The sequence below is a fragment of the Legionella lytica genome, from assembly GCF_044626755.1.
Taxonomy (GTDB): Bacteria; Pseudomonadota; Gammaproteobacteria; order Legionellales; family Legionellaceae; genus Legionella; species Legionella lytica_A.
Map to the genome: position 1 here is coordinate 148,528 of NZ_JBGORX010000005.1, position 14,608 is coordinate 163,135.

Consider the following 14,608-nt stretch of genomic DNA (forward strand, 5'->3'; position numbering starts at 1 on the left):
ATCCATGTTCTGACTTATATGAGTAAGCAAGGGTTGTATCACTCTCACTTCACACCTAATGAGTTGTCATTCCGGAGTTCATCTTCCCCTCTTCCCTCATTTAATAGATTTCTATATCTAACGGTTTCTCCCTTATCAATATGATGTTTACGATGAGGCAGATCATCAGGATTTACTTCCATTTCATCCTCGTCGCTCCCATGATCCAACCCGGCACTTTCTTCCAATGAGCCATCAACTACCAACTTAACTGGTTTAAGTTTTACAGACTCAATATTAACGGCTATTATTTCTTGTCGTTGTTCCAAGACTGGTCCATTGGCCAATCCTTGCACTACATTCTCTCTTGGGTGTACCTCACTAGCTTCTTGGGTGACGATCCTTCCTGCATTAAGAACGGAGCTTTCAGCGCGCACCTCTATCGCACGCTCGTCAATCATGCGATCATCAAGTCCATGTAAATGCTCACGTTGTACTAGCATTTCAGTTTGTACATCATAGTATTCGGGCGGAGTGAATATTAGATCGATGGAAGCATTTACATCTTTTTCGATAATAGTAGGTATATCGAAATGATCATCAAAGAACTCTATTTGCTCCGCATTAACAATAACGTGATTATCCGTAGTGAATAGCCCAAAGAATTTACCAATGTTCGTAATCAAGGAACGAATTGCATTCCACTCGGTATTTAAACGTGCTAATAATCCTTCATTGTTATTCAATTCTACTCTTATCTCTTTGCATTGCTGATCAAGCTTATCTATTTCTTCTTTACGTTGTTTTTTAAGTTCGCTTATTTCTTTCTCAAGTCTTAAAACTTGCCGGTCCATTTTTAATATTTCTTTGTGGCTAGAATCAAACATGATTCGTGGTTCACCCGTTTCAGGATCTGGCTCGAACTTGGGTTCGCGATTTTCAACGGGTCTATAGTTATTTTCTAAAAGTTCTTCAAGAGCTTTTTGGCCACGCATCTTCGCTATGGTATTATTAACCATAACTTCGATTTCTCCCTCAGTTGCCTTGACTTTTTGCGCAGCTAATACCTCTTTAATAGCGGCCCTGATTTCCTCCTTATCAATAGGAGTAGTCTTATAATCTTTCAATCTCTCGGGCAATGGGAAATTATTTTTATCAATTTTATTTTCTGACCACACTTTAATACGTTCGTAAAATCCTCGTTGCTCTTCTGTGGCAACTCCAATGGAGTCAAGAATGCCATTTAAGACCATATTTTTCATTGCCTTTTGTATGGCTGTCTTACTTTCTGCTTTATTGAGTCCAGCAGTGATGGAATAACACAAACGATCCTTGAATCTCTTTTCCATCCTGTCGGGATTGGAACCCACTTTAGAGGCAAAGTTTCTACAAACCAGCATTAATCGTTCTTGAAGTTGTTCTTGAGTAAGTGGTGGATCTTCTCTTCTAGCTAGGAAAATGACGCTTTTAAAATGTTTAGAAAAATCATCAAACGCTTTAGTTCGTTCTTTTTGACCGTCTTTGAATTTATCATCAATTTGTTCACAATAAACATCATAGAATAAATTTCTAAAGGCGGTATCAAAATCTTGTCCTAGGAATGTAACCTCTAAATTTTGCTTTGAACCTATTTTAGCGGGTGCTCTGCTTGCTTTAAATAAAGAGTCCATAGGTAATTCATTGTCCTCTTTATAAGGCACTGCATCGGAATATCTCTTTTCGACTACCAACAGAAGTCTAGTTAATTCTTTATTTAAAAGTACAGATAATTCCTCGTCACTTAAGCCTGAGGCATCACCTTTCACTATTTTGTCTTTATTCAGTTTAAAAAGTTTGTTGAGACAATAGCTCGTCCCCATCTCAAGATCATCACACCATACTTTATCGAGTTGGAACCCATAGTGAGTTGCACCTTGAACTTTATTTCTTGCAAACATTTTTAGATGTTTCAACGCGAGGGAACCCACAGGGCCATTAGACCATTCTTTGGCATCGAGCGAGGATTGCATTGCTTTAGGATAGCCATCAATGATTGCTTGCTTGCCCTCGCTAATTGCCACTGCTCTTTCTTCTTTCTTCTGTCTAATTAACTCCGCATAGTGATCCATTCGTTCATGTTTACGCTCCCGAAGATCATGATGTTCTTTTTTAAGAGAGGCGTGTTCTTCCAATGCCTTTTCGCGTTCCTCTTCAATTTCATCTCTAATTTTCTTAATCGCCTTAGGCTTGTCTCCTTTGGTGAACCGATCGTTTAGTTTTGACGAAATAAACACATCCGCTTTACCGTCATTTTCACCAATAGATATAGTGACACCAGTCTCTTTATGCTGTTCTGTATGTTCTATTTCAGTGCGCTGAATTTGTATTTTACATTGGGTTGTATTTTTTCCAGTAAAGCCCCATTCAGGTATCTGAAATACGTTATCCTGAGCAGTTAGATTTTCAGTATTAGAAAAAGTAATATCCAAAGTGGGTTGAAGTTGTTTTGGAGTTAATATTCCTTTAAAAGATTCTGCCAACTCGCTCACAGTGGCGCCTACTACTGGATGTCTAAAGGCGGCAAAATTTAATTTACTCACTGTTGGCTCTTGTAGTAAAGCAATTTCAGGACCCACTATTGGTGTTAGAACTTTTGCTTTAGATATTTCATGCGTTTTGCTAACTCGGATGTCATAGAGACTCCAACCTTCTTGAGGTGATGCTTTAAATTTATTTGCCTCATCTTGATTGATTAAAATAACTTTAGGATCACCTGCTTCTCGAGCGACAAAATAACGAACTGGAGGTACGGGATCCGTTGCTTTATAGGTTGAGCTGCAACGAACAGAATCATCATCTAAGAATAACTTTGTCATGTGTGCTATTTTACTTGCTAAAGGCAGTGCACTAATTTCTGTAGGCTTAGATAAATAAGCAACTGAAATCGGCTCAACGGTCATGTCATGTTTTAATAAGCGAGCGTCAACAACCACCTCTTCATTATTCACCTCAGAAAATGAATGTGTCTGTGTTTGACTTTGACTTTGGCTCTGACTTTGTGATTGACTTTGAGATTGATTTTCAGTAACGGCTTCGCCTTCCGCTAAAGCATTACCGCTGTTCGATGGAATCACAAATTTATCGCTTAATTGCGATTCACGTCTTGCTATAATCCTCTTTTTCATTGCAAAGTAAGGATCTTGTGTATCTAGATCTTTTTCAGGTACACCTTTGCCCTGTCTTTCAGGAAGTTCCAGATCAATTCTTGCCTGATCAACAGCCTGATAGAGTTCATCCATACGTTTCTTAAATAGAGTATCCAAATCTTTAATAAATTGTTCTTTGGTAGTTTCTCCATATTTTCCACCATATTTAGCCTTTAAATCTCCTACCGCATTGGGAATAAAGGGCAAAGAGCTAATCTCACTGAGTTTTTGTACAAACGTGCTGAAATGGTTTACTTGCTCCTCAGTTAAATTTCCAGAACCCATTAATTTGGTTATTTCTGCTTGTTGCTGCAAGATGGCATTTTTAACAACGGAATCGAGCTCTGCTTTAAATACAGAAATATTATTTAAATCACTTTTGAGTTCTTTTTGTCTTAGCCAAAAAGCGATATCATTCCCTGTTAATCCTTCTGGTCTATCCTCTACTGTAAGTTTTAAATCAATTAAAATCTGTTTTTTTACATTTTCAGGTACAGCGATTGAGAATGATTGGCCTGCAGTCTTGTCGACAATTTTCCTCATTCGCATAATCGCTTGTTTGTAATCATTATTGGTCACGGTAAAATTCAAGGTTAAAACAGCATTGGCTCCATTCATCTGTTTAATATCCGCACCGCGGGAGTGACTTTGATCATAATAGGTAAAATAACTTCCATTTTTATCGGATTCAGCCACCATATCTGGAGTTAACTCAACAATAGTTTCCTTACCCGATTCATCTACAGAAAGAACCTTTTTCATGTTCGTGACGTCATCATAGAAAATAACGCCTTTTAATCCTTTTAATGGTTCTTCTTTTAGCTTTAATTGCTTGGCTATTTCAAATGCAACACCCCGATTTGAAATCTTGCATAAACCACCCACGTCAATGAATGTTCTTGTTTTTTCCTGAAATGAAGATTCAGCTAAAGCTTGAATCAAGTTCGCGGTGTAATCACCCTTCTTAGTAAAACCATCAGTATCGAGTGTTGTAGTGGTTTGGCAGTTTTGTCTTCCCATAATACCTAAAGTCATGTTCCCATCGGCAGCTGGGTCAAGCATATTCTGTTTAAAATGAGAGGATGTGTCGCCTGCAGTACCTGAGAACCCAATGACTACATCCTGCATTGTTCCTTGCTCATAACGGTTACTGTTGGCTTTACCCGTATCGAATTTTATTTGCTCTTGGATAATGGTGCGAGCCAGCATTTTTCTAAAGGCAACACCATCTTTATCTAGAGTTTTAAAGTACTCATGTCGTTGCGAGTTTCTGAAAATTGGATCCTGAATATCCGCTAATTCTTTCAGCTTCTCAAATAGTTCTCGAAACTCAGGATCAATTTGCTGACCTGATTGGTCTAAGAAGGGTTTTTCACCAACTCCTGTGCGGATGGACTCAATTAAAAACTCTAAATGAGGGTCTTCATATACTTTGGTTTTAGAATCGAGGTAATACAAAAAGGTGGTAATTGCGGTAACCTCTGGATTATCAAATCTCGAACCTTGTGGTTTTGGAGTATTTGCCGCTTGATAGGGAATGGTAATTAACAAGGGTTTAGTTGATTTTGCCTCACCCGCGGTTCTAAGCGCATCATAATCATATTCTTTTGAACCATCGGATGCAGTTTGAAACCAAACCCCAAAGTCTGTACCCGCTTCTTTTTCGGTAAATACGCTGAGCATCACCGGATCAGTTAAGACAGCCCGCATCAAATAAATTTGTTTACAATTTTCCTGGTTAACTCCTGAAGGTTGCTCTTCTTCCAAAGACATAATGTATTTCTTAATGCTCTGTTCAGAATCATCAACGATGTTAAATTGCGCAAGCAATGCATCAGCCAAGGCGTCAGGCGATCTATCTTTTGCGGCTTTGATGATTTGAGTAATCACTTCCAATGGATAAATTTCCGCTGAGTCAAGTGACTCTTTGATACCCGAAGTATAATTTACGTCCGTTGTTGCGCTATCTTGGGTCGCATCCAACTCATCAAATACGGAAACAGTGGCCATAGAACGTATTTGGTTTAACACCGCAATGCATTCAACAAGCTCTTGACGTTGCAAGGTCTCCTTAGGATTAATTCGATTTAACATATCTAAGAAAATCTTAGCTTGACACTCCATGGAGTTACGAACATTAGGTGCTTGTACCAGCACTTCACGATTTTCTCTGATTCGTTCATACAACGCGAGTCGTTTTTTTAGATCTTCTTTGGCATTTTGCAATGAGTGTAAACGAGGACTCTCCAAGCCCATATCGGGTTGAGGATCTGCTTCGATTCGATAACGTTGGAAATCATCTTTTACGGCACGACCACCAAGCAAATCTCCCAGGCTTGAAGACATATCCGCGGTATTGGTTTCCAGTGCTGATTTAGGAACTATGAAGCGAACTAATTTACTGGGATCTGTTTTATATAAAGCAACCAAAGGTAATAAAGTGGTCTTACCAAATCCCATTCGCGCTTGAGCAGAGTCAATTTTGTCTGGATTAGTTTCTTCATCAAGCAATAGACCACGGAAAATATTTACTTGACGGGTATTACAACGATGACCAAAGCCAGATTCAAACAAGAGATATGCTCTTTGCATTTTTCGCTCTTGTTCCACCACTTGTGGATCTGTTGCCATTGCATCTAAAGCAATTTCAGAATCAAGCAGTCTATCGAGTTGGTAGTTTCGTTTAATGTGTAACATTGAAACTGCTTTTGCATCTTCTCCTCTTTTGAATGTTGCTTCGATATCATTTAAATGATCCAGTTCTGTTTTGTAGTATAACAAGCGAGTCATATTATTATTCAAAGAAATTTCAATTTTCTTCAGATCAGTTCCTATAGGGAATTTGGCAAGAAGGCTACTGTAATCATTTAAGAGGTAAGCTGAATTGAGCTCGGCAAATGTAACTTGTGGCGATGAATTTGCCAAAATTGATTCAAGTTTATCTTTGGCCATTAAATATTCAATATTGCATTTTTCTTGAGCTTCAGTAACTTTTTCAATTAATTCGTCTCGAGCACCTGCTTTTATAGAGTAAGTGCCACCATTCACTGCAGTTTGGTATAAAAATGTTTCCAATCTGTCAGAGATGGCGCGTACTTCGCCTTGTGCAAACCCTTTTTCAACGAGATAACTGGCAATTTTGTGAGAGGAGTAAAACTCACTCGGATGCAATGCAAGCTGAAATTGCCCTTTCTCTTTAGGTTCTACGACTCGAACCCAGCCATTTTGTTTCATTAAGTCAAATAACTTCGCAACATGTTCTTCACTTAATCCACCAAGCCCCTTATGGCTTGGAGTGACACTGAACAGTTTTTCAAGCGTTTTTTCATTAAAGACCCCATAATTTTCGTAATAATAACCATCCTCTTGGGCCTGAACCGATTCACCATGCTCGCTTAACTCTGTTCGTAAACGTTCTTCAAGTTCAAGCTGAGCTTTATCAATAAGCTCTTGCGGATTGCTATGCAATTGAATGGTAACCAAGGATCGAGCCCCCATACTTTCAATGGGCATATCCGTTGTTCGGGTATTAATACTAATGGGTTTTTTCTCACCAGTATCAACAGGAGTTATGGGTTTGATAAAGAAGTGATCGAGCATACTAGGATCAAATTCTATTCTCTTTTCTATTGGATATTTAAACTGTATGCGTATCCATCTTTCTAAGATCTTAGGTTGATCAGTAAATTCTGCTTGTAGACTACGCCATAGCTCAGAAAATTGTTCATGGGGAAACGTTCCAGGATGTTCTTTCTCTGTCCTTAAAACACCATCCATTTCTGAAAGAAATTGATTGATTAAGTTGTTATAAGTCTCTCTATCCCATTGATCTAATCTACCATAGGCGCATGCAGCTCGCTCTAACATATGATGTTGGAGTTCTGTACCAATCAACATCATTCGCGCGGCTCTATCTTCTACGCTTAAAGGTTCATTTTTTGCCATAAACGTTTGCTGAATATTATGCAACTGATCTAATTCAGTTGATTTTAAAGGGCCTTTTGGAATATTAGTGCCTAAAAGCTGGGTTAAAACTGTGGTCTTACCCTCTACTGAAGCAATATGAAGAATACTTTGGAAGTCTTGAGCTTTTAACAAGCCACCTTGTTCGCTATAAGTTCGCAAATAACTTGCGGCTGAGTAAGCTTGATCCAGTTTAAACTTACCTTGTAAATAGGCGTTTTTCTTTGCTTCATACTGAATTGCCAGAGTATCTCTATCTTTTCCGCCTGCCTTAAATTCAAGATAGGACTGCTCCATGGCATCCTTAAGTTGAACGAGCGATCGTTCTAATTCTTCAATTTGTGGCGATTTCGCTACAAAAACAAAATACTCAGGGTTAGTAATTTCTCTAATTTTATTTTCAAGCACACTAATTTTTTTCGCTACCTCTTCTCGGGCTTGTCTACTGAGTAAACCCGTTCCTTCGAGCAATTGCACTCTTACTTGATCTTTTTGAATTTGCTTTTCGAGCAGTCGTGCGTCTTTTTGGACTGGTGTATCCCCAAGCAAGGTAATTTTTTCACAAGCTTGCTGAATTAACGTATTAATTTCCTCATCTTGAATATTTTCTTGCTCTAGAGCAGCAGACTCCATTCCCACTTTTTCCAGCAGCGCTTTGGCATTTTTTATAATTTGTGTTTTAAGAGCAGGTGTTTGTTCTTTTAATTTTTGAATTTGCTCTTGATAACCATGAACCTCTCTTTCTTCGGAGGATGACAATTGTTTCGTGGTAAATGCACTGCCATCTTTCTTTATATCAAGATGCATTCTTGAGGAAAGATCGGCAATGCTGTCATTATCGGATAGGAAATAACTTGCTAAAACCTCATCATAAATTACATATCTAGCAATGGAGGGAACATAAACTGTGTTCTTATTCACATTGATCAGTTCATCTGCGGGGAAAATACTCGTTAAATCATGAGCAGCAGACTCCTCCACCGTATGCAAACTGATATCAATTGATTTACCACGATGGTCTATTAATTTACCACTCCAAATCTCATTATCACCCAGCGATAATTGTAATACAGGTTTAAAATCTGCGGTAAACCCATGGATTTCCCCCTTAGAATCGACAAAATAATGTGCTGCATTGAGCCTTCGTTTTAATGCAATAGGCACGGCACTCATCTTATCAGGCTGGATGTATTGAAGGATCTTAGGAGTACCATCTAAAATTTTTAACTCTCTTTGGATTATAAGACTTCCATCTTCCTGAGGCGTAATGGACGCTTTTATTTTATTACCACCCTCTTCCACATTATCTTCAGAATAGATGTATCCACCGTCTTTGGGTCTAAATGGAAGAGCACCAATACCTAATTCTTGAAGGGCAATATTAGATTGAATATAGGCAGGCATCACGCCTAACCTATTGTTACCCATATAAAGAACACCATGTAAAACATCCAGCGAAACCTGCCCTGCCAACGTGATAAAACCAGGTAAATCTTTAGTGGATGAGACCGACGTTTCAATTTCAATCTGATGACCATCAAATTTAGAATCCTTCGCATAAGCAGAGAAGACTTTGGTAAAGAGTGCTGAACGTCCCTTTTGGTTAAGAGTAGTTGAGAATTCAGTGATTTGATCCTGATATTTGCTGATATTCGTCTGAGCTAATCCCATTTCTCGAGAAAACTCAAAATTCTTTTTCAGATTAGCTATAGTTTCTTCAGTAGCTTGATCATAAGTTAATTTATAGGCCAAGTTAGAGCATATTAGTTTCGCGTAGAGTTCATCTACGGCAGCGACATCCTCCTCACTAAGTGGTTGTGGTTTATTAGTAAAATGCTCTATTTTTAATGCCAATAGATTTATCTCTCGGACAAATCCAAAGAGTCTATCGGTTGCATCCGGTTTTTTGACACTCAAGGGATCATCTACAGTCAATGAATGAACAAACGATTCTGTTGCCGTAGTTAAGGGTAGATCTGTACCCGTAATTTCCTTAAATGCTTTAGGGTCAATATTGGCTGCTTTGAGCAACAATTCATCGATAAATGATGCATGTGGCGCTTTAAGCGTGCAAGGCATCTTCGCTTGATTTAAAGGTAACTCATATATGAAATTTGATAACCGCTCTTTTTCCTGCATGGTGATGGCATTTCTAAAAGGCAAATTATTTATAAAATGCAATAGCTGTTCTTTTTCTTGCTTTGTAGTGGCATTTCTAAACGCATCTAAAAATGCTCGTTCAAAGAGCTCTCGACCTTGTGTGCTATTTATGCCATCTTTAGAAAGTAGAAATGCTTCATTGGAATAATAGTCGATAACTTGTCGTGCAAGTAAGGCATCACCATTTCTCATACTCAGTTTATCGGCAAGTTTACGCAAGTCAGCATCTACCAGTTTTTCTTTACCGTAGTTGAGTAAGGCTACTTGTAAGCCTCTTTGACCTTCATACAAACCTTCCAAACCAATTGGAGAACCGTGAAGAGCAAGATCAACTTCTGTAAAGAGCGTAATATCAACCGGCTCCGTTCCATTTGGAGTTAATAAGCTTATTTTTTGTGACATCGCCTCATCACGAGGAATAATTAACTTTTCCCATTGTTTAATCGTAGAGTAGAATTTAGGATTAACTCTGGCATCAACGCTAGGATCAATTTGTGACAGAGTTAATTTAATTAAACCTGTGAGTAATTGTGAGCGCTCATGATTTTCTAAATCCATAAACCCTTTATCTAAGCTGTGTTTTTCATCATCAGCTCGATAACGCTCCAAGATGCTTTCGGTAATATCATTTACCAATTGAGCAGGAGGTGGATAAGGCAAATTAAAGATTTTGGATGCAGCCGAATCACAAAATTCAAGAACGCGTTCACCTTTATTTTCCAATCCATTAAACGTTTTCAAATTATGTAAATGAGCCGCTATGTCTTTAAAGTATTGTTCGTAATTTTCGCGAGTATCTCCCTTTAAAGTAGGAGTAGGATGTTCACGCAAAAATTTCAGCGTGCTTCCATCAATCACTATATTTTCATACAGTTTTAAAAAATTCTCTTTTGGTGGTGCAAAATCTTGAACCTCTGTGACCACATGTTGTCTCTCTAAATCGTCACCAGTTAGCTTAACTGCAACAACAGTAGGCGTATCTTTGGGTTTTGGTCGAGCATCCTCCAGCTTTTTAAATTTTGCGGCAGTGATTAGTGCGTTATTATGGCGCTCTTGACGTATGGCTTCGATATCAATCGGCTTCCATCCCATTTGCTGAATTTGGGCTTCATTGAGATCGATGGGATATCCCGATTGTTTTAGTGTTGCGTACTTAATATTTGCTTTTTGTTCTAAGAAATGATGGAACAGATTATTAATTGCTTCGGTGGAATTGGCGCTATTTTGAGCTTTGTTTAAGAGCTCAGCACGCTCAAATTTTATCCAAATAGCAAACATTCCACGAACCCATTCCTGTTTCAGTTCATCGGGTATAGACTCTTTGCTTAACTCTCCAGCAATCCCATCAAGCTTGATGTACTCATCATTTCCAGATGACATCGAATTAAGATCATCTGGAGCATAATGGTCCGATTTAACAAGGACCTTTCGTTCTACAATCTCAAAAGCTTTTGCTTTAAGCTTTTTATTCATGTCCTGTATTTCGTAATACACGCTACCCGGTAAAAATGAATTTTTCCCTAATTTGTAAAACTCAGCCCGTTCCTCAGCTGATTGCTTATACATTTCCCGATTTCGTTCTTTCTCAGTTCCTAGTCTTCCCGCTGCGAGCTCAGCCAAGATTCTAAATTCGGGGTTAGTGTCCATATGAGCCGTAATCACGCGCTCGCGGAATTTGTTCACATGGAGATGACGATCATTGATTTGTTTTTCAATATCATCTACTTCAAAAGTTTGGGTAATTGACATTAAATCTTTATGGACTTTTTCCAGATGTTCATCCGCAGATGAGAATGCATGACATACCGCATTACTCGTTTGCAAGTCAGAGTTTTTATCACTGAGTCTTCCATAAATTTCATTGGCAATTTTAATACGATTTTTTAGAGAACCAGGAACTGTTTCATCAGACTCCAACCGTGCTAGTTTTGTAAGAGCCGACTGTTTCAAACTCTCAATTTCTAAAACTTCTTTTTTTAGAAGATCGAGACGTGCTTCCAGATTTCTTAATTGGACAGAGTTTTTCCCTACACCAATAATCGCTTTTTCTCCCTCAATTTGCTCCTCAAGTGATGTAATGCGCTGTGCAAAATCATCCTCAATCATTTGAGTCAATTTTTCTTTAATTTCAGTAAGTTTTATCACATCGGCTTTTAGGCGATTAGTCGCTTTATCGATACTAGTAGCAAGCTTCTCTGCAAAGGCTTGGCGTTGTACGTCGCGTATTTTGCTCTTATATTCCGCTTCAATTGTTGTTGATGAATTACGTAAATAGTTAATAATCCCAACTACATTAGGGTTGGTAAGCGCCTCTTTATTTGCACTTTTTGTTACAAGCTTAAAAAATGTATCGTGGTCAATTTCTCTGCGTTTACCTCCTACATCGATTTCTATTTTAGTATATTCTTTTCTATCGTTACTGGTAACGAAGCTGACTATATTTGCATTCATCAGATCGTGGGCTGTAACTTTTGACACACCCCAACCGCTCACTGATTTCAATCGCTCGCTCTCAGATTCGATATGTCGTTCATTAACGCTTAGTTTTTGAATCTGATGATTCACTAATTGAATTGTTGCTTTCCACGCCATAGCAGTGGAATGTTCGCTTAATCGGGTCAATGCAGCATCATTTATTTTGCCAGACTCATCAGTCTTCAATGGCATAACAGCAGATTTCCAATCATATACTGGGTCTGTACTATATACAGCAGGTGCGAAGATTTCCTGAATTTCTGCCTGTTTATTATTCGCTTTTAAATACGAATATAAAGCTTTAGCATGAGCAGCGATTTTATCATCGATACGCCCAATCGCTATGTGTTTAGGATTACTTTTCAGAAGTTCCGCTTTTGCATCCAATAATGCGTTAAAATAGGTTTTATAGTATTCGGTAGTGGGTGGTTTTTCTAATTCGGCTAAGCGCATGGATACATCATGTAGCTCATCTGGAGAAAGATATTCGGGTTCGATGCTTTTCAGCATGTCTACATACTGGGAGCTAATAAACTTAACTGCATTTTCAGCCTGTACCTCTCCGTTCTTTCCACAAACATCATTTAAAATGCCTTCGCGTTGTTCCAGTAACATCGCGAGTCGAACTTTTTTATAGGTCGCTTTTCCTAATTGATATAATTCACAGGCTTGCGATTTCTTTGCAAAACAGTTCGAGGTGTTTTGAGGTCTTTGTAATAACTCTTCAAATTGTGGTACCCCATCAGGATCGGAGAGGGAACTAAAATTTTTGATGTAATTGGAATAAATATCCGATTGAGCGTTTAGAGCGGATAATCGCTCAAAATAGCCCATCTGATCACGCTCTTCCATGGTGCTATGTTTAATATTTAAGTCGATATGTGTTTGTGCCCAACCAGCCATTGAGTTGGAGCGTACTAGGGTACTTAAATAATCTAAACCTTCAGCGGTATATAACTTATCCTCAGAAACAGTGAAGGATAAGGCATTCCTGCGTTGTGACTTATAGCCCATCCCCCATAATTGGAAAATCCCTGAAATAGCACTTCCAATGTCGCCCAAAGCACTCCATAACCCTTTGGTTCTCAGAGTATCCATAAAGCCTTTGGAACCGTCTTTAATGATGCTCACACCTCCTTTGGATAAGGCCGTATTTTCTAGAGCTCCAGATGAATCATAGGTGGAAAGTTTAATTTTTCCATTTTCCTTTTTGATGACCAACTGCATCGCATGGCCTTCTAAGCCAGTTTCAAGGAATAAGGATTCACCATCGGGTAATTGTTTTATTGCATCTTGCAAGGATCTACTGGCAAGATGTAGCTTTTGCTCAAATCGTTCGTTTTTAATTTCAAAATCTTCGTCAACTTTGATGTAATTGTCTTTCGGCTCGCCTTTTTTGGGATCTGTCTTTCGGTACCCACCCCAGTCAGAACAAACATGCTTCAACATATGGCTTAAATCTTTACTTTTCTCCATACTGTTATAATAACTATCTATTTGTTCTTTTTCAGTTCTTGTCAGTTTCAATCCATACTTGTCAAATTTTTCTGGATTTTCACATAAGGATTTGAATAGCTCGAACTCAATAGAAGTAACTAGATCAGCATCGCCTCCTTTAGAACAGGCATGTTCGCTATTTAAAGGATTGTCCGCAATTGGATTAACCACACCTTTGATGGCATCCTGCAGTGAACGGACCGTTCTATTATTATCTTCTGGTCTAACTAAAGACCCAATTACAGTCTTGATAGCACCATGATTTTCATTTTCTGTTGCCGCCACCATTTGTGACGCCATTACCATCCCCAAACGGGAATGGAGTGAATTTTGAATACTTTCCGCATCGCGCTTTTTAGTACCGCCCACCGCAGTTAACCCTGTGGTTTCTGCTATGGCTCGAGCACCGGCATCACGCCATAGCTCTAATTCCAACTCCTCATCCTCGGTAAAATCATCTGGAACTGGCTTCAATTCTTTTACTGGCGCAGGTCTTGGAGCAGGTGTAAATAAATAACTATAAACCGTCAAAGGAACATATCCAACAACCATGGCAACGCTCTTGACCAAAAACTCTCCGGTGTTTGTAGCCGCCTTAGACACCCAATTTCCTACATTAGCCCAAAAACCGGGTTTCTTTTTTTCAACCACCTCATAGGTTCTTGGTGGAGGAGTATATAATTCCGCTTCAATTTCTTGACCGTGTCTAATTAGTTTTTGCCATTGTTTTTCTTCCCACTGCAAATTTCCTTCCTGCTTTTGAAATTCATGGAATTCATCCATCCATATCTGGGGATCCACATCTGGAATTTTTTTGCGCGTTTCAATTTCAGCATCGATATCAATCTTAAATAGCTCTAATTCTTCATTAGCAGCCATGAGACTTAATCTACGTTTCAGCACAAATAATTCCATATTGGATGCTTTCTGCAGCAGTGCTTCTTTTACCTCTTCTTTATTAAATCCTGAAAGAATATCTTGAGTGATGTCCTCAAACATCACTTGCAGCTGATCGCTAACCCTTACATTGCTTTGGAGTGCACCTTCAACGACACTCTGTTTTTCAGAGGTCGTAAGAATCTGCTTTTCTCGTTCAACTAACATCGCATTCAATTGTCTTCTACGATCTACATCTCTGATGTTAGGTAAAATTTCTGCATAGATTATTTTTAACTCGTCGAAATCAATTTTTTTTATATAGGACTCTATAAGTAATATATCTAGGCTAGAAAAAAGACTTGTGATTTGCTCAGCGTATTTAGCCATCTTAACTCCTAGCAATTGTAATTTAATATACAGAAGCACGTGGGATTCAATACTATAAGTGTAGGACAAAAAATTCAGATATT

Annotated in this window: 1 protein-coding gene; it reads right to left on the reverse strand. The window is 38.5% G+C overall.

Annotated elements, in window-relative coordinates; genetic code table 11:
* Nucleotides 1–44 precede the first annotated feature (44 nt).
* Complete coding sequence (locus ACD661_RS12360) at nt 45–14,525, reverse strand: DUF3638 domain-containing protein (protein WP_400188175.1); 14,481 nt, start codon at nt 14,523–14,525, stop codon at nt 45–47.
* Between the last annotated feature and the right edge of the window lie 83 nt (nt 14,526–14,608).